Origin of the sequence: Sphingobacterium bambusae (assembly GCF_033955345.1) — a bacterium.
Taxonomy (GTDB): Bacteria; Bacteroidota; Bacteroidia; order Sphingobacteriales; family Sphingobacteriaceae; genus Sphingobacterium; species Sphingobacterium bambusae.
The window spans coordinates 1,251,363-1,270,512 of record NZ_CP138332.1 but is presented as its reverse complement, the minus strand read 5'-3'; the positions used below and the strand labels follow the sequence as shown (position 1 = coordinate 1,270,512).

Below are 19,150 nucleotides of genomic sequence, written 5' to 3'. Positions count from 1 at the left end.
ACCCTAAACCCCTACAATACATTGTTCATGAAACGTTCCGCTAAAATTAATGTTGCACTTGCCCTCTGTCTGTTTGCTGCCCAAAGTCTTGTTGGGCAATCCAGTGTTACCCTTTCTGGAAAGGGACGCGCACTGCAGCAAGAGCCTGAAGTCGAAAGAAAAGGTGTGCCTTGGCTCGATGAAACCATTGTAGAAGAAAACCGTCTTCCCATGCACGCCAGCTACTTCGTGTATGAGAGCAAAGCCTTGGCCGATCACGCAGACTGGAAAAAGTCGCGCAATTACTTGAGCTTGAATGGCGATTGGAAATTTAAATGGGTGGAAGCACCCAAAGATCTACCTGCTAATTTTGAAGCATTGACGCACGACGACAGCCAGTGGCCTATGTTTCCCGTACCTGCCAATTGGGAATTGAATGGCTATGGCTTCCCGATGTACACCACATCGGGTTTTGAGTTTACCTACCTAATTGGTCGTGCCAACCCTCCCTTGGTTCCGATGCGTTTCAATCCGACAGCGGTCTACAGACGCACGGTTGACATAACCGATGCTTGGGATGGTAAGCAGGTTTATCTACATATCGGTGCCGCCAAGTCCAATCTTTCTGTTTGGGTAAATGGCAAATATGTAGGCTATGGTGAAGATAGCAAGTTGCCTTCCGAATTTGATATTACGCCTTTTCTGTCGAAAGGCAAAAATCTTATCGTACTGAAGGTGATGCGCTGGGGCGTCGCCAATTATTTGGAAGATCAGGATATGTGGCGACTGAGCGGCATTACGCGCGACTGTTACCTGCTGGCTCGCGAAGCAACACATCTATACGATCTCGATTTCTCCGCACAGCTCGATAGCAGTTTTCGTGATGGTAACGTGGTCAGCAAACTGCAGCTTAATGCGCCGGCGAAACAAGTGCTGAAAGCTGATATTACCTTGCTTCAAGATGGTAAGCCCGTAGCCCAAAAGACGCTTGATATTGCAGTCGGTGCCCAGCAGCTATCGACAGCGATGCCGGTAGAGAATCCACTTCTATGGACCGCGGAGACACCGCATTTATATCAGGTCATTACAACCTTAAAAAGTGCGGATGGAAAGGTGCTGGAGGTAATTCCACAGCGCGTAGGTTTCCGAAAGGTAGAAATTAAGAACGGTCAGTTTTTAGTGAATGGCCAACCGATATTGATTAAAGGTGTCAATAGGCACGAAACGGATCCGAAAACCGGACATGTGATCTCGCGAGAAGCCATGTTGAAGGATATACAGTTGATGAAACAATTCAACATCAATTCAGTACGCAGCAGCCACTATCCCAATACGGAGGAATGGTTGGATCTGTGTGACGAATATGGCTTGTACGTTATCGATGAGGCAAATATCGAATCGCATGGAATGGGCTACGATCTATCGTACACCATGGCCAATCGACCAACTTGGGAGAAAGCACATGTATCACGTGTGGAGCGTATGATGGATCGCGATAAAAACCACGCCTCCATCATCACCTGGAGTATGGGCAACGAGGCCGGTAATGGATATAATTTTTATAGGGCATACTTAGCGATGAAGGCGCGCGACACCACTAGGCCGGTGCAGTATGAGCGAGCTGTGGTAAACTATGGGGAGATGCGTTTTGACTGGAATACCGATATGATCGTTCCCATGTATGCAAGTCCGGCCGCCATGGAAAGCTACGCCAAACGTAACCCGCAGCCTGTGCGTCCCTTCATCCAATGCGAATACGCACATGCCATGGGAAATTCCCTTGGGAATTTCAAAGATTACTGGGATATCATTCGTGCCCATAAAGATCATTTTCAGGGCGGCTATATCTGGGATTTTGTAGATCAATGCTTTCAGCGGGTCAATGCTGCAGGTGATACGGTGTATACCTATGGCGGAGATTACGAACCGAAAGAAGCCATCACCGGATGGAATTACGCTTCCAAAGGTATCTTCTACGCAAACAGAACGCCATATCCGCACGCTTGGGAAATGAAAAAGGTGTATCAGGATGTGCACAGTACCCTTATCGGGCGTGACTCGATTGCTATTTACAACGAGAAGTTCTTTACCGATCTCCGTAATGTGGAACTGCTGTGGGAGCTTGTGTTGGATGGCAAAACCATACAAAAGGGAAGCCTTGAACAAATCGTCGTTAAGCCGCAAGAAACAAAACATGTTGCCTTGGGCTTGAAAGAAAAACCGGCCAAAGGCGAGCTGTTTCTTAACTTGACCTATCGCTTAAAATCGGCGGAGCCCCTCATTCCGGCAAAACATATTGTAGCGACCGAGCAGCTATCATTAGGAGGCACCTACAATGCTACGCAGCCCAGCCGCGTAGCCGAAGCAGCAACCATCAATGTAGAGCAAACTGGCGATATCGTATCCGTAAAAGGAAAAGACTTACTGTTGGTTTTCGATAAAAAACATGGCTGGCTAAAAAAATATCAATACCGAGCTGTTGATTTGATCGATGAGGGCAGCAATTTTAAAGCTAATTTTTGGCGTGCACCAAATGATAATGACTTTGGCGCAAATACACCGGATAAGTTGAAAGCTTGGAAAACCGCTACCCAACAGAGCAAGGTGGAATCCTTTGAGGCTAATCTTGAAGGAAAGCTGGCCCATATTACGGTACGCCATGCGCTACCGGAAGTTTTCGGAACCTTAACGATGGACTATTGGGTAAATAGCTTGGGAGAGATGACCGTGAAGCAAACATTTGTGGCCGATACAACACAAAAGGTAGAGGTATTGCCACGCTTCGGTATGCAATGGATTTTCCCAAAAGGCTTTGAAAACGTCGAGTACTATGGTCGCGGACCTCAGGAAAATTACCAAGATCGTAATTTCAGCGCCCACGTTGGACATTATAAGCAAACGGTGGACGAGCAATATTTTCCCTATGTCATGCCGCAAGAAACGGGTAATAAGACGGATATACGCTTTTGGAAGCTCACCGACAAAAAGGGTCGAGGTATTACCGTCACCGCCGACTCTTTATTCAGCGCTAGCGCCCTGCATTTCTTCGACTCGGATTTGGATGATGGCGAAAAACGTGCACAAAGACATGCCGCCGACCTGAAGAAGAGACCACAAACACAGTTGAACATCGACTGGAAGCAGATGGGCGTAGGCGGGATCAATAGCTGGGGCGCTTGGCCGATGCGTGCATATCTATTGCCTTACCAAGATTATCGCTTTTCCTTTAGCGTGCGACCAACTTTTTAGCGCGCTATAACAAACAAAGCGGTCGAGCTGCGATGCCCGACAGCAGCTCGTATAAGGAAAGAATCGCTGATGGGATGACTAGTAAGTCAACCATCAGCGATTTTTTTTATCCCGCAAGGGCTTCAGTCCTTAAAATATGTTAATGGTTGACGCTTTGCCTAGATCATTTCTTATATTTAGGCTATTGCTTGCCGATGTTTAAAACAGATCAACAGACACTGACCGATATCAACGCCTTAGACTGGAATTCCAATAGTTTATTGCGCTTTTTCGACCATACCTTAACTATAGGAGGGCGCGATGAGCTCTATGGCTGTTTGCTACGCCCCCTCTCTGACGAAGATGCGATTGTCGATCGGCAGGAAGCCATTGCCTATTTGGCTACCTTGCAGCTTGATAAGCTCTTCGATAAATACATGATTGTCGATTTGGAACGCTATCTCCAGCTGCCCAAGAAGTATTATTCCGAGAGCGTATTGATCTATTTCGTCGATAAGCTCTCTTCTAATTTCCTTGCATTACACTACAAAAAGGAAAGATTGTTCATTCGCCAGTCGGTGAAGGAAATAGCCATGCTATTGATTGCTATGCACGATTTGTTTACGCAATCCATACAGTCCAAGCAGCGTATTGGCATTTTAACAAGCAACAGTTCGCTGTGTTTTGGAACGACCTCGACGAGCAGGAGCTGCGGCAACTGATAAAGCGCAAAAATCCGTTACGCCTCGTTTTAAAGTATGATCAGCTTTTCCGAAGTCCTAAAAAGAGCGTCTTGCAAGAGCTGTTTAAGATGTTGTATATGTTAGACGCCCTCTATGCCGTTGCGAAGATGTGGAATAAAGGTAATCTGTGCTTTCCGCACATGCACGGCGAGCACGGTGAAAGCACGCTTTTAAGCATCAAAGGGATGTACAATTTAGCGCTGGAAAAGCCCGTGAAAAATGACGTGCACATTGATGCGGTGCAAAACATCTGGTTCCTGACGGGCGCTAATATGACAGGAAAGTCAACCTTGTTGAAGAGCACTGCGTGCTGTGTACATTTGGCTCATACGGGCTTTCCCGTGCCGGCATCGTCTATGGAAACGGTACTTTTTAAGGGTATGATGACGAGTATAAACTTGGCAGATAGCCTTAGCGCAGGATACAGCCATTTTTTCGCAGAAGTGCATCGCTTGAAGATCATGGCTGAACATATTGCCGCACATGGACCGATGGTGATCATGTTGGATGAAATTTTAAAGGAACCAATTATCAAGATGCCTATGAGGCGACTGCGCAGTTGATCGATCATATCAGCGGTATTGATAAGAGCCTCTTTATCCTATCGACCCACATCACCGATTTGGGTACATCGGTGAAAGACAACGAACGTGTGGCGCTCAAATATCTGGATACCAAAGTGGATGGAGATCATGGAGTCTCCTTTACCTACACACTGGTGGATGGCATTGCGACGGATAAGCTGGGCATGTGGATATTGAAGCGGGAAGCGGTGTTCGAGAGCTTCCGCGCTATAAAGTCTGGCACGACCCAGTCCTAGATTCAGCAAATCAAATTATAAGCTGTTTTACGGAATAAACTTTGTCTTCGCGGAATTGTTGCTTAATTTAGTGCACAGGAGTATTGTACAGGTCGCACCCACATGTCGGAAGAAATTATTCGTTTAGAAGCTGTTGAAAAGGTCTATCAGGTAGCTGATACCAGCATCCATGCCCTAAGACCCACCAACATTGCTTTCCGTAAAGGGGAGTTGACCCTTATCATGGGGCCTTCGGGCAGTGGCAAGACAACCTTGTTATCCATTTTAGGATTCGTTATTTATCCCACGGCAGGCAAAGTTTTTTACGGCGGCAAGATGTTGACCAATCTGCGAGAGAACCAATTGGCCGATCTACGTCTGCACGAAATAGGTTTTGTTTTTCAACAGTTCAACCTCATCGAACCACTTACGGCACTCGAAAATGTAATGCAGCCACTTTTGTTGCAGGGGAAAGATTCGAAGTCGGCGCGCGAGGCTGCAGGCAAGGCACTTCAGGAGCTGGGCTTAATGGATCGTGCTAAAAGCTTGCCTAAGAAACTCAGCGGTGGACAAAAACAACGCGTTGCCATCGCGCGAGCCTTGGTGACTAATCCTGCCGTGTTGCTCTGCGACGAGCCTACCGCCTCATTGGATGCCAAAAGTGCTGCGATGATTATGGAAGAGCTTAAACTGTTGGCAAAAAGTGGAAAGGCCGTTATTGTTGTCACGCACGACCTGCGCTTGCGTAAATTTGCCGATCGTACGATCTACGTCGAAGAGGGTTTGGTTTCCAATACGATTACAGATGAAGCATATTATAAATAACTATAGGTCGCTGTTTTTCCTATGGGCACTTGTCTTGCTGGGGGCCTGTTCAGGCGGCACAGAAAAGCAAAAGGAGCCGGCATCTAAGGAAGAACTGTTGCAAACGGTAAATACCGTGGCAGCGGTAGGGAAAGTTGTGCCGCGTGGTGGCTGGACTTTATTGGCCAGCGCCAAATCGGGCACGGTCGTCGACATCGCGGTGGCGGAGGGCGATAGGGTGGAAAAAGGGCAGGTGCTGCTTCGTTTGGCAGCGAGCGAGGTGCCTTTCGATGTGGATATGGCGGAAGCTCAACTGCAGCGATTGCAAGTACAGCATAAGAACGCCGTAAGTGGCTTGAAACAAGCGGAAGTCAAGCTGGCTTTTCTGTGGCAACAGTACATCACCTCGAAAGAGTTGTATAGCAAGAAGGCAGAGACAAAGGAAAAAGTAGATGCCGACTATTTGGCTTGGCAGGAGCAGGAACAAGTGCGCCTGAGCCTGCAACAGCAGATACTTGCCGAACGTGCTGTGGAGGAAGAGCAGGGGGTAAGCGTTCGTAAAGCGCAGCAGGAGCGTGCGGATCTGCTGGTACGTGCCGCAAACAAGGGAATCGTGGTGGAGCTACTGGCTAAGGTCGGTCAAGTGGTCGCATCAAATAGTGAGTTGGCACGTATCGCCGATACCGATTCCCTAGAGATCGATGCCGAGGTGGACGAACTCTTTGTGGATAGGGTTAAGGTGGGGCAGGAGGTTTCCCTTTACAGTATTGGGAGTAAAACGTTATTGGGCAAGGCGCACATTACCTATGTAGGACCTACCTTAGTAAACAAGTCCATGCTCTACGAAACGGCAAATGAAGCCGATGATCGTCGTGTGCGACGGATCAAGATAATGCCGGATCAAGTTGGAAACTTGTTGATCAATGCGAAGATCGATTGCCAGATAAACGTTAACTAACATGATCAATCTCGCCTGGAAGTTTATTCGCTTTGATCGAGCTAAAAGTATAGGTGTCGTCACGGCGATGGTGATCAGCGTGTTTTTAATCGGGCAGCAATTAAGTCTGCTGGCTTATTTAATGGGCTTGATGGGCAATTTGATCGGAAATGCTCCGGTCAAGGAAAATCAAGTGTGGATTATGGAAGCGCAGAGCAAAAATATCAATGCAATCAACGCGATCGACCAACGCTTGCTGCAGGAAATTGCTAGTTTACCGGTGGTTAGGTCGACGCATCCCGTTGTGATCGCCGCTGCTCGTGCAACCTTCTTAGATGGGAAGACTGCTGCCGTCACGTTGGTAGGCAGCGATGGCCCCGCTTTTGTGATGGGACCTATCGATCAAAAGTTAATGGATGGCACGCGCTTAGACCTACTCGCGCCAGCAGCGGTATCGGCCGAGTTTTTCAGTGCGAAAAATTGGGATACCGATGTGGTCAAGGGGAAAGCCATCGAAATCAATGGTAAGCGTGCTACCATCAATTTGGTAACCCGTAATGCGCAGGCGTTTGGCGCGAGCCTCATGTATGGCACCTTGGAAAATGTGTGCCATTTGGGTAATATTCCGGCATCAGAAGTCAGCTTGATCATCGCTGATCTGGATGCTGCCAGCAACAAGGAACAGTTTATACAGCATATCGATAGCCTGTATCCCCATCTAAAGGCTTGGGATGCCAAGGAGCTACAACGTTCTTCCGTTCGGGAAATCCTAATCACCTCGAATATGGGAATGAGCTTTGGTACCCTAGTGTTGTTTGCGATGCTCAGCGGTTTCTTTATTATCGGGCTGACGTTGTACTCTTCGGCACTGGATCGCATCAAGGATTATGGCACATTGAAGGCTATTGGAGCTCGGAAAGGATACGTGAAGCGCTTGATCATCACGCAAGCATTTTTGTACGGTTGTTTGGGCTATGCGATTGCCCTATTGTTACTTTTTGGATTTAAATTGGGCGTTGCTAAAAATGGTTTGTTGATCGATATTTCGATACCCTTTGCTGCGATGCTACTCGTCGTAACTTTGTTTATTTCGGTTGGGGGATCCCTTTTTGCGGTACGCAAAATCGGGAAACTTGAGCCGGCTTCTGTATTTTAAAAATGAAACGAACGCTACGCTATATTTTGCTTTTTTTACCCCTGTTTACACAGGCGCAGTCCCTGAGCATTGAACAGCTATGGGCTAGCTTTCCCACGAGCAGCACACAGCGGCAGGCACAGCTGCGTCAACATATACAGCAGGTCGAGCGTACATTCGATAAGCTCGATAAGTTGCCCGTGGTTTACGGTGACCTTAATCTGCAGCGTAATCTGATCATCCCAACAACTCCAGTTCCTGCTATCGCCTTCGATCCATCGGCGCCTGCCGGTACCTATATTCCCTTGCGCTTTGCTACACGCTGGTCCTCTAAAGCGGGCATTCAGCTGGAATGGACGCTTTTTGATCCTGCGCGAAGAGGACGAAAGGACGAGACGAACTTAGCGGCAGAGAAAGTGGAGATCAATGAAAAACAGGCCAAGCAAAGTTGGGAAAGGGATGCTACCTTGGCTTATGCAGCCATCGTGCTAGCTACGAAGCAATATGCAATGGCACTGCAAGATTCCACGGCCTACGCCGAAATCTTACAAATCAGCCGAGATCGCTGGCAGGCGGGTCGCGAGTCGGAAATCAACTATTTGGATGCGCAACAGGAAATGGAGCGCAAGAAAATACAGCGTGCCGAGGCCTGGACGGTATTGGCTGCCGCCAACATAGAGTTGCAAAAATATGCCGAAATCGATACGATACTTACCTTAAGTTCCGATATCCCGGATATCATGTCTTATCTCGATAGCTATCATGGACATGATTATGCCGTTGATATGGCCGCGTTGGAGGTCAAGATAGCTCGCCTGCAAACGGAACAGACGAAGCGACAAATCCTCCCAACGCTGAGTTTCAACAGTTATCTTGGCGCGCAGTACTTTGACAATGATCTGCGCTTGTTGCACATGGACTCTTGGTATGGTAATAGTTATGCAAATCTGTCATTGCGCATTCCGCTGTCTGCCTATGTGCTGCAGCGATCGGCTCTGCAGCAGGCTTCTTGGCGTCAACAATTGCGGGAAGAGGAATGGCAAGAGCGCGCAGGACATGATCAGGTGGCAACGCAAAAAAGGGAACAGCAGAAAAAAGCTGCCATCAAAAAAATGGAAAGCTTGAAAGCAATCGAAGACCTCGCCCTGCAGAAGAAAGAAGTGCTTTGGGCAGCTTATGAAGCCGGACGATCGCTATTGGTAAACTATAACGCCGCAAATAGTGCATACATCGCTGCGCAGCAGGCGCATTGGCAAGCACAGTACGATTGGATAGATTTGCTCTTACAGACCGCTGCCGATTAACGCCGCATTGCGGTAGCGCTTTTTCACCCCTGATGCCTCCATCGGCTCCCGCATACTACTTTTATTTTTCAGGAAAACACCACGGTTGGAAAATCATCTTCTGACATCATATCTTGTTGGCTTGCATACATAAAAAAAGGTTCCAGACGGGGAGAATGGAACCTTTTACTAACCAATTATAAACCTTATGTTCTTTTATGATAGTACAAGTATAGGGATAAAAAAACAGTTAACAAAAAAAATCTATAAAATTAGTAGACTTTATTTGTAACAATTTTTATATTTGCCCCTATATGTTCCAATTGGCGTTGGTAACAAAGCTTGAAAAACTATTAACAATTGTATTTATGAAAAGAAAAAACGTGCGTTGGTATACGTACATGGTCTTCGCTCTCCTGTTTACGGTGGGCATTGCGCCTCTGCAAGCACAGGTAGAAACGAAACCGATTATTAATGCGTCCTTGGAAGGTACAGTGGTCGATTCCGACACACGCGAACCTATTGAGGGCGTTACTGTACAGCTCGAAGCGGTGACGCACAGTGTGCGAACCAACCGTGATGGTCGTTTTCAATTTGTCACTGGACAAAAGTTGCCCTTCACGGTTATTTTGTCTTACGTAGGCTATGAAAAGAAAACAGTAGTGGTTTCTTCCTCTCCAACCGTAATCGAATTGAAACCTATTACCGAGAACCTGAGTGAGGTGGTGGTTACCTCTAGACGACGTCGGGAACAATTGCAGGATATCCCTATTCCGGTATCGTTGATTCGTGGCACAGCTGTGGAAGATGCCGGGGCATTTAATGTCAACCGACTGAAGGAATTGGTACCCACCGTACAGTTGTATACCTCGAATGCGCGTAACACCACCTTAAATATTCGCGGCTTGGGATCTACCTATGGTTTAACGAACGATGGTATTGATCCCGGTGTTGGATTTTACTTGGATGGCGTTTATATCGCTCGTCCGGCAGCAACCTGGCTCGACTTTATCGACATTGAGCAGATTGAGGTTTTACGTGGCCCGCAGGGAACGCTTTTCGGAAAAAATACAACCGCCGGCGCATTCAACATTACGACGCGCCTGCCACAGTTTAGCCCTGAAGCCAACTTTGAGCTGAGCTATGGTAACTATGGATTCATACAGGCTAAAACATCCCTCACCGGACCGATCTCGAAAAAACTGGCCGCTCGGGTTTCGTTCTCCGGAACGCAACGCAACGGTACCTTGTATAATGTGCATACAAACAGGGATATCAATAACATCAACAATTTGGGTTTTCGCGGACAGTTGCTTTATACGCCTACAGAAGATATTAAGATCGTCGTTGCCGGTGATATTTCCAAACAGCGGCCAGATGGCTACGGTTGGGGTATTGCAGGCGTGGTGCAAACACAACGCGCCGATTATCGCCAGTTCAACAATATTATTGCAGACCTGAACTATACCGTCCCCTACACGAGCGCCTTCGAACGTAAAGTGGATCTTGATACGCAATCCAAAGCTGACAATGAATTGGGTGGCATATCGGTGAACGCCGATATCAAGATTGGTAATGGTACCTTGACCTCTACTTCTGCTTGGCGCTATTGGGATTGGGTTCCCTTGAATGATCGGGATTACTTGGGACTACCTGTTTTCACCGTCTCCGCCGGAAACTCCGTCCACGATCAATGGTCGCAGGAATTTAGGTACTCTGGGAAGATAAGTGAAAAAGTGAGCGGTGTAGTGGGCTTATACGGTTTATGGCAAGATCTAGGGACAGATCCGGTACATACCGAAGAAGCGGGATCTGCTTTATGGCGTTTCGCACAAAGCTCTACCAGCGCGCTATGGCAAACACCCGGCCTCTTCGACAATTACGGTATCCGTACCACCTACGGCATCAAGTCTACCAGTTTAGCGGCCTATTCGCAAGTTGACTGGGCTGTCACCGATAAATTGCATATCCTTCCAGGATTACGTTACAACTATGATAAGAAAGTAGCAAACTATGATCGTCAACGTTATGGCGGTTTGGAAACCTCCGATCCGGCATTGCAAGCCTTGAAAAATGGCATCTATACCGATCAATCTTTCGATACCGATGCCTCGGCCGGCAACTGGTCTGGTCAGCTATCTGCGCAGTATAAATTTACCCCTCGCTTGAATACATTCGCTACTTATTCCGTGAGCTACAAGCCTATCGGTATTAACGTAGGGGGGCTTCCTACGGCCAATGGCGAGGTGCTATTGGATTTGGCTCGTGTAAAACCAGAAGCGGTGCATCATAAAGAGTTTGGCGTTAAAACAATACCTACACGCAATGCGATCTTGAATCTGACGATCTACCAAACCGATATCAAAGACTACCAAACCTTGGTACAAACGCCGGATCCGGGAGTAAACCGGGGCTACTTGGCGAATGCCGAGAAGGTTCGTGTGCGAGGATTGGAGTTGGATGGTAGCATCCGTTTGTTCAATGCATTGCTGTTGAATGGCGCATTTGCCTACACGGACGGAAAATACGTGCGCTTCACCAATGCGCCGGTACCTTTGGAGGAAGTGGGCGGACCGGAGGCTTTTAAAGATGTTTCTGGAGGCGAATTGCCCGGTATCTCCAAGTGGGCAGGCTCTTTTGGCGCGGAGGTCACGCGCAAAGGAAAATTGCTTGCTCTAACAGGTAGCTACTTTCTCGGAGCTGATGTGTTCTACCGATCGACGTTCTCATCGAGCCCTTCACCATCGGCATATCTCAATATTGATGGGTATAGCCTGCTAAATGCACGGGTAGGGTTTAGAGCATCGAATGGTCTTTCGGTACTTATATGGGGGCGTAACATCGCCAATACCGATTATTACGAACAGCTGCTTGCCGCACCCGGAAGTTATGGGCAGTATGCAGGCGTTATCGGCGACCCAAGAACGTATGGTGTAACCTTACGGTACAACCTGAAATAAAGATTTTCTCTCTCTTTTGTTAGATCCGTTGGTACAGTTTTGGCCAACGGATTTTTTTATTTAAAAAAATCTATAAAACTAGTAGACTTTATAAAAACTATCTGTATATTTGTTTAGTCGTTAATCAATTGGCGTTGGCAACGATTTACAGGTTCACTATTTATAGAAACAACATGAAGAAAAATTACTCTACGCAAAAAGACATCTTCAACAACAGTACAATCAAATCTCTACAGGTGGCAGCATCTCGCTGCCGAATGTGTAGCTAAGATCTTCTCTCTCGAAAAATAGAAGGGGGAGATTTCGGTTTCCCCCGACTATGAACTCATGGCGTCACCACAGCTCGTGGATGTGCTCTCTATTGTTTTTCCTCAACCCAACCTACAACCCATGAATAAAAAAATACTATTCAGGTACAGTACCTGTGTCCTATTAGTGGCACTGCTCGACTGGCCAGCAAACAGCAAGGCACAAGAAACGCCCAAAACCATTGTTAATGCCTCCTTTGGAGGTGTCGTTGTCGATGGAGGCAGCGGCTTGCCCATTGAAGGAGCTACCGTGAAACTATTCGGCGTCACACACGCCGTCAGCACCGATCGGCGGGGTAACTTTTCTTTTGTAACCGGACAAACCTTACCCGCGCGGGTGGTGGTTACCTCCATTGGCTACAAAGAACAACTCGCAGATATTCGCGTGCAGGGCGATACGGTACGTTTGTTTGCCGACGATAACGCCTTGGAAGAGGTGCTGGTGGTGGGCTATGGCACGCAGAAGCGTCGTGATTTTACGGGCGCCGCGTCCAGCATCGGCAGTGCAGCAATTAAGGATGCGCCCGTGCAAAGCTTTGACCAATCGCTGGCCGGTAAGGCTGCCGGCGTAAGTATCTCTTTGCCGAATGGCTTATTAAATAATCCTCCCGTCATCCGCATCCGCGGATTGAATTCTATTTCGTTAAGTTCCTACCCCTTGGTGGTTATTGACGGGATTCCCGTAAATACAGGCAATATCGGTTCATCCAATGTGGCTAACAATCCGCTGGCAGATATCAACCCCTCGGATATCGAATCCATCGATGTGCTCAAAGATGCGGCATCGACATCGATCTACGGCTCGCGTGCCGCAGGTGGCGTGTTGCTCGTTACGACAAAGAAGGGCAAACAGGGGCGCGCGAAAGTCAGCTACGATGTATGGGGTTCGGCTGTTACCGCCACGCGATTGCCCGAACTGCTTAACGCCGAGCAATATATAGCAATAAAAAATGAAGCGGTGCTGAATGCCAAAATATTGAGTGGCAATGAAAACAATGATGCCGTGGCGCGCGCCTTGTTTTTTCCGCAGTATGATGCTGATGGCGCTTTGGTGGAAACCAACTGGTACGACCACGTATACCATACCGGCTACAGCCATAACCATAGCCTATCTATCAGTGGCGCGAACGCATCCACACAATACTACCTCTCGGGTAACTTTAGCGACCAAGAAGGTTTTTTTGCTAAGAACGCCTTCGATAGAAAGGGATTGCGGTTCAATATAGAACACAAGGTGAACGATTGGCTTTCCGTAGGAAGCAACTTGAACTATAACAACACCTTCAACGACGCTAAAAACTCCGGCTCCCTGCCGAGCAGCCAACTGTTGCTGATCGGCGGTGCGCGCCTAGCCTTGGTTTTGCCGCCCAATGTATCAGCCTATAACGAAGATGGTAGCTATAACTTGAGCAGCACCGGCTTGTTGGGCTCTGGTGCCAATCTTTTTACCAATACGCTCTACAATCCGGAAGCGCTCTTTGCCTATAGCCAATATACCACCGGCAATGACCATATTCTCGGTAATATCCACGCCAGCGTACAACTGTTAAAGAACTTAAAATTTAATAGCACCTATGCCCTGGACCGGAACCTTTCGACCACAAAGACCTATCTAAGTCCTAATTTGGGATCCTCTGGTTATACCAATGGCGGCTCTGTCAGCAACAGCAGCGCATTGCGTAACAACTGGAACTTCACCAACAGCTTGACATTTGATCAAACCTTTGCGCAAAAGCATGAACTGTCGCTGCTCTTGGGCTACGACATCCAAAAATATGATAACGATATTTGGAACGCTTCCCAGAATAATGCCGCCGATCCATTTTTCGAGAACTTTCAGGGCAGTTGGACCACCATTTCCGGTGCAGGAGGTAGCGTAAGCGAACGCTTCTACCGTTCTACATTTTTTCGTGCCACCTACAATTATGGAAAACGCTATTTCCTGACCGGCAATTTTAGACGCGACGGCAACTCGGCCCTGAGTGCAGGACATAAATATGGCGACTTTGGCGGTGTCTCGTTGGGATGGTCCGTTTTTGAGGAAGGTTTTTATAAAAATAGCAACTTAGCGTCTGCCTTAGGTGATCTCCGTCTCCGCGGTAGCTGGGGTAAGGTCGGCAACGGAAACTTGTCGGCCTATGAATCGCTTACGCTGTATAGCTCTTCTCTGTATGGCACGGTGCCCACTTGGGGCATTGAGCAGGCGGGCAACCGGGAATTGCGCTGGGAAACTTCCCAGCAAACAAACTTGGGGCTAAGCTTCGACCTGATCAACAGCCGTCTGCATGTCGATGTAGACTACTTCAAGAACAACGTAAATGGACTTATCCTCAGTGCACCGCAATCGCCCTCAAAAGGTATTCCCGGCAACAGTATCTTCAAGAATATCGGCAGTATGTACAACCAAGGGCTTGAATTGGCGCTCAGTGGAAATGTGCTGCAGAAACAACATTTCACCTGGAACGCTTCTTTTAATATCACCAAGATAAAGAATGAAGTGACGGCTCTGGCCGATGGAAATGCGGATATCATTGGTTACACGCATACCACTACAGAAGCCAATAATGTGACGCGTGTAGGCCATGCCGTTGGCAGCCTTTACGGAGCCGTAACAGATGGTGTTAATCCCGAAAACGGCCAACGTATCTTCATCAATCGCGATGGCGAACGTGTGCAATATAGCGCATCCGTGCCTTCCGGGCAAAGCAACTGGACCTACCTCGATGGAACAACAGCTGCCGCGATCACCGTGTCCGATTATCAGCTGCTCGGAACAGCATTGCCGACATGGTATGGCGGATTTAACAACAGTTTCCAATACAAAGGCTTCGATGCGGTGGTCAACTTCACCTTTGCGGGTGGCAACAATGTAATGAATGGTACACGAGGAACTTTGCTCGACCAACGTTTCTACAATAACTCCACCGAAGCATTGAACCGTTGGACAGCTGCAGGGCAGGTGACGGATGTGCCGCGCTTGGTCTACAACGATGTTATTTCCAACGGATCATCAGGTTTCTCAATTGACCAAAACGCGGAGAAAGCCGACTTTTTGCGTCTGCAGCAGCTGACACTGGGCTACACCTTCCGAGGTAATCTATTGAGCAACATCGGTCTGTCCAGTATCCGTGTGTATGGACAGGCATCTAATCTATTTCTCTTTACCAACTATTCCGGTGCCGATCCAGAGTCATCGTCTAATGGAAATTCGAATACATCCATCGGTATCGAAAAGAATTCTATCGGTCAAGGGCGCACCTGGAGCGCGGGTCTTAATGTTTCATTCTAATTACTGTAAACCATGAGATTTCTATATAACAGCAACAAAAAGATAACCCAATCTATTTTGGGTATACTGCTCCTTGCCTTGACAGCGCAAGGATGTAAGAGCGACAACGGCCTATATCCCGTACCTACGACTTCTATTTCGGGCGAAAATGTTTTCGACACACCTGCCCGTATAGAGGGCGTGGTGAACGGAATCTACAAAAGTTTGAAATCCGCCAGCTTATATGGCGGCCGCTATTTACTCTACCAAGATGTGCGTGGTGAAGATTTTATCAACGTAACGGCCAACAGCTATACGGCCTACGAAAGTTGGAATAACTCCTACAGCTCGGGATCCAACGATATCAACAACCTGTGGTCGGCAGCGTATGCGACAATCAACAGGGCCAACATCTTGATCGAAGGCCTATCGGCAGGGAGCAGCGTGATTTCCGAGGAGCAGGCACAGGCCTATATCGCCGAAGCTAAACTACTCCGCGCACTCTCTTACTTTAGCTTGGTAACTGTTTTTTCCCAACCCTACAACAAAGACCAGGGAGCGTCGCCCGGCTTGCCGCTTCGCTTGAAGGCCGAGCTGGATGCAAACAACAACGATCTAGCGCGCAGTACTGTCGCGGAGGTCTATGCGCAGATTATCAGTGACCTAGATGCCGCCGAGCTGGGTTTGCCAGCAAGCTACAGCACCGCACTGCTGAATACCACGCGGGCGCACAAAAATACAGCGAGGGCCTTAAAGACGCGCGTGTATTTAACGTTGAACAACTACGCAAAGGTGATCGAGGAGGCTAAAAAGCTGGTGCCACAAACGGCGGCACCGTTCAAGGCACAACAGGGGGTGGCCCACGAGCTGCAAGCCGATATACAAACGATTTTCGGAACGAACTACAGCAGCAATGAATCGATTTTTAGCATGCCGATGACGGCTACCGACGCGCTCTCGGGACAGTCGGCACTGGGCTATATTTTTAATGTCAATAAGGAGTACTACCTTAATCCCACAGGTATTTTGGCAAGTAGCCAATGGTCGACTAGCGATAGCAGAAGAAACCTGCTTTTTACCAACTCGGGTAAGCAATATTTGAAAAAATATGCAAAGGCTTCACCCTATGTAGACTATATCCCTGTTGTGCGCTATGCGGAAGTGCTGTTGAACTATGCAGAGGCTGCCGCGCAGCAAGATCAGCTGTTGTTGTCAGCCAATTTGTTGAAAGCCGTTCATGCCCGTTCCGATGCCGCTTATTCCTTTGCGGAAGCTGCACTGTCCACGCGGCCAGGGCTGCTATCTGCATTGGCCACGGAGCGTCGGATAGAGCTGCTTGGCGAAGGTTTTCGTGGCCACGACTTGCTACGCCATGTGCAGGCGCTACCTGCCAAAGGAGATGCCAATATTCAAACACCCAGCGTTGCCATTACCGCACAGAACTATATCTTTCCTGCACCCAATACCGAGCTGGCCACCAATAAATTATTTAATTAACGACGATTAGCTATGAAAAGAACTGTAACCGGAAGCTTCCTGCTATTACTGGCAGGTGTCGGACTTCTAAAAGCGCAAGAGCAAACATTGTCCCTGGAGGGACGTATACTGACGGGAAAAACGGAATACATCTACTTGCATCGCTTTGAAAACAAAATATTCACCGTTATTGATTCGGCGAAGGTGAAAAAAGGAAAATTTTCCTTTTCAGGCAAGCAAACGTTACCGGATCTCTACGGATTGTCGAGCAGTAAAGATGAAATTCCATACTATGTTTTCTTAGATGAAGGAAACAATAAGGTTGATTTTGATCTGGACAATAAAAATAAAGGAACAAAGGTGGAGGGTTCGCCCAGCCAAGAACTGTATCAGGCCTACAAAAGTCAAGATAAACCTGCAATTAAGGAGTTTATTCAGGCGCATCCAAGCTCGATCGTGTCCAGCTATCTGCTCTATCGGGAATGGTCCTACAGGCTTTCGCCCGAGCAGCTAGAAGCCAATTTGGCGCTTCTCTCCGAGGCGCAGCAACAGTCGCGCTACAGTAAAGCGCTGCGCGAGATTATCGCCGTGACAAGAAAGGTCGCTATCGGCAAAAAAGCGCCGGCTATAGAAGCGCAAGATGCCGAAGGCAACGTACAGGCGCTGTACAATCATCTGGGGAAATACACCCTGATTGATTTTTGGGCATCATGGTGTCCTCCTTGTCGGCGGGAGAATCCCAATATTGTTGCCAATTATGCCAAATACAAGGATCAAGGTTTCGCAATCTACGCCGTTTCTTTAGACAAGAACAAGGAGGCTTGGTTAAAGGGAATCAAAGATGACAACCTGACCTGGACACATGTTTCCGAATTGAAATATTGGGATAGCGAAATTGCGGCAGATTATGCCGTCCGGGCGATACCGGCCAATTTTCTTGTAGACAAACAAGGAACAATAGTCGCTAAAAACCTGCGCGGTGAACGTTTGGGGCAGGTCTTGGATAGTCTTTTAAACAGCAACAGAAGCGTTGCTGCTGGCTTAAAGAAAGATTTTAAAGGACAAGATCCCATCGCTTACGTGTCTACCGAATCCCAAGCCATTGAAAAGCAGGAAAAGGGAACGTTTTCTCCCGACAATCGCGTGTTTTTCACCAACGACTATGATGGTGCACGGCTAAATGCCGTTCAGAAAACAAGCGATGGTGTATACCATGTCTTGGTGACACCAGAGAAAACACCGATAAACCAAAGTCCTTGGTATGGTTTTCAGGTATGGTCCAATAAAGATACGCTGGTACAGATACAGCTGGACTATGCTAGCGGATTTAGACATCGGTATAATCCGAAAGTTAGTTCAGATGGAATAAACTGGCAGGGCCTAGCATCCGTGCAGCTTGTGGAAGAGGATGGTGCAAAATCGGCGCGGTTTAGCCTGCCGGTTTCCAAAGGAAAAACCTGGCTGTCTGCGCAGCCCAATATTCCTACCCATGCCGTGTACACGTGGATCGAGCAGGTAAATAAACAGGTGCCCTTACGGAAGGAGGAGGCCGGTAAAACGGCACTGGGAAAACCGCTGTATGTATATGGCGCTGGAAATGCGGCCAGCAAGAAGCGCTTGCTGGTAATGGGGCGGCAACATCCACCCGAGATCACCGGACATTATGCTTACGCCAGTTTTGTGGAATATTTGCTGAGCGATGCCGCCGATGCGAAAGCTTTTCGGGATGATTATTACATCTATTTTATTCCGGTGGCCAACCCTGATGGTGTTGACCTCGGTCATTGGCGGACGAATGCAAATGGCGTCGATCTCAATCGTGATTGGGATGCCTTTAAGCAACCAGAGAGTCGTGCTATCCGCGATTATATTGCGAAAGAAGTCAAGGATAAGGGGCGCGAGCTCTACTTTGCTATCGACTTTCATTCTACGGGCAGCGATATTTTCTATACCATTGATCCCAACTTGCCCACGCGCATCGCACAGTTTGTACCTAACTGGATTTCCAGCTTAAAAGAGGTAATCCCGGGCTATGAGCCCTTGGTCAAGCCGCTCTATTTCGAGGGTCCAACATATACGGCTTATAGCTATTTTTATAAAAACTACCAGGCAGAATCGCTTGTTTATGAAATTGGGGATGATACCGATCGGCAATTCATAACACAGAAAGCCAATTTGTCGGCAAAACACTTGATCGAGAAACTTAACGAAAGCGATACGATAGATTGAT

12 protein-coding genes are annotated in these 19,150 nt (G+C 47.9%); all 12 read left to right on the top strand.

Features of this window, described 5'->3' with window-relative positions:
• Nucleotides 1-27: 27 nt before the first annotated feature.
• The 12 genes from SCB77_RS05420 to SCB77_RS05365 all read left to right on the top strand — a co-directional run bounded on the left by SCB77_RS05420 (nucleotide 28) and on the right by SCB77_RS05365 (nucleotide 19,149).
• The gene (locus SCB77_RS05420; protein ID WP_320185415.1) at nucleotides 28-3,228 is read left to right on the top strand and encodes a glycoside hydrolase family 2 TIM barrel-domain containing protein; all 3,201 of its coding nucleotides are present in this window, start codon (nucleotides 28-30) and stop codon (nucleotides 3,226-3,228) included.
• Between the two features lie 194 nt (nucleotides 3,229-3,422).
• The gene (locus SCB77_RS05415) at nucleotides 3,423-3,929 is read left to right on the top strand and encodes a hypothetical protein (RefSeq protein ID WP_320185414.1); all 507 of its coding nucleotides are present in this window, start codon (nucleotides 3,423-3,425) and stop codon (nucleotides 3,927-3,929) included.
• Nucleotides 3,887-4,513, top strand: coding sequence for a MutS-related protein (locus tag SCB77_RS05410; RefSeq protein ID WP_320185413.1), 627 nt, complete (start codon nucleotides 3,887-3,889; stop codon nucleotides 4,511-4,513). The genes SCB77_RS05415 and SCB77_RS05410 overlap by 43 nt, the downstream gene beginning before the upstream one ends.
• The gene (locus SCB77_RS05405; protein WP_320185412.1) at nucleotides 4,510-4,770 is read left to right on the top strand and encodes a P-loop NTPase family protein; all 261 of its coding nucleotides are present in this window, start codon (nucleotides 4,510-4,512) and stop codon (nucleotides 4,768-4,770) included. The genes SCB77_RS05410 and SCB77_RS05405 overlap by 4 nt, the downstream gene beginning before the upstream one ends.
• A 102-nt stretch (nucleotides 4,771-4,872) precedes the next feature.
• Nucleotides 4,873-5,574 (top strand): ABC transporter ATP-binding protein, encoded by a 702-nt coding sequence (locus SCB77_RS05400; protein ID WP_320185411.1) that lies wholly within the window; start codon nucleotides 4,873-4,875, stop codon nucleotides 5,572-5,574.
• Nucleotides 5,555-6,511 (top strand): HlyD family secretion protein, encoded by a 957-nt coding sequence (locus tag SCB77_RS05395; protein WP_320185410.1) that lies wholly within the window; start codon nucleotides 5,555-5,557, stop codon nucleotides 6,509-6,511. Before SCB77_RS05400 ends, SCB77_RS05395 begins: the two co-directional genes overlap by 20 nt.
• Nucleotide 6,512: 1 nt before the next feature.
• Nucleotides 6,513-7,646 carry an ABC transporter permease gene (locus SCB77_RS05390; protein ID WP_320185409.1) on the top strand — a complete coding sequence of 378 codons (1,134 nt, stop codon included), beginning with the start codon at nucleotides 6,513-6,515 and terminating at the stop codon, nucleotides 7,644-7,646.
• 2 nt (nucleotides 7,647-7,648) lie between these two features.
• On the top strand, nucleotides 7,649-8,929 hold the full coding sequence (locus SCB77_RS05385; RefSeq protein WP_320185408.1) for a TolC family protein: 1,281 nt from the start codon (nucleotides 7,649-7,651) through the stop codon (nucleotides 8,927-8,929).
• A 347-nt stretch (nucleotides 8,930-9,276) separates the two neighbouring features.
• Complete coding sequence (locus SCB77_RS05380) at nucleotides 9,277-11,868, top strand: TonB-dependent receptor (protein WP_320185407.1); 2,592 nt, start codon at nucleotides 9,277-9,279, stop codon at nucleotides 11,866-11,868.
• A gap of 390 nt (nucleotides 11,869-12,258) precedes the next feature.
• Nucleotides 12,259-15,465: a SusC/RagA family TonB-linked outer membrane protein gene (locus SCB77_RS05375; protein ID WP_320185406.1), complete on the top strand. Its 3,207-nt coding sequence runs from the start codon at nucleotides 12,259-12,261 to the stop codon at nucleotides 15,463-15,465.
• Nucleotides 15,466-15,477: 12 nt separating this feature from the next.
• On the top strand, nucleotides 15,478-16,941 hold the full coding sequence (locus SCB77_RS05370; RefSeq protein WP_320185405.1) for a RagB/SusD family nutrient uptake outer membrane protein: 1,464 nt from the start codon (nucleotides 15,478-15,480) through the stop codon (nucleotides 16,939-16,941).
• 12 nt (nucleotides 16,942-16,953) lie between these two features.
• Nucleotides 16,954-19,149 carry a redoxin domain-containing protein gene (locus tag SCB77_RS05365; RefSeq protein WP_320185404.1) on the top strand — a complete coding sequence of 732 codons (2,196 nt, stop codon included), beginning with the start codon at nucleotides 16,954-16,956 and terminating at the stop codon, nucleotides 19,147-19,149.
• Nucleotide 19,150: the final 1 nt, after the last annotated feature.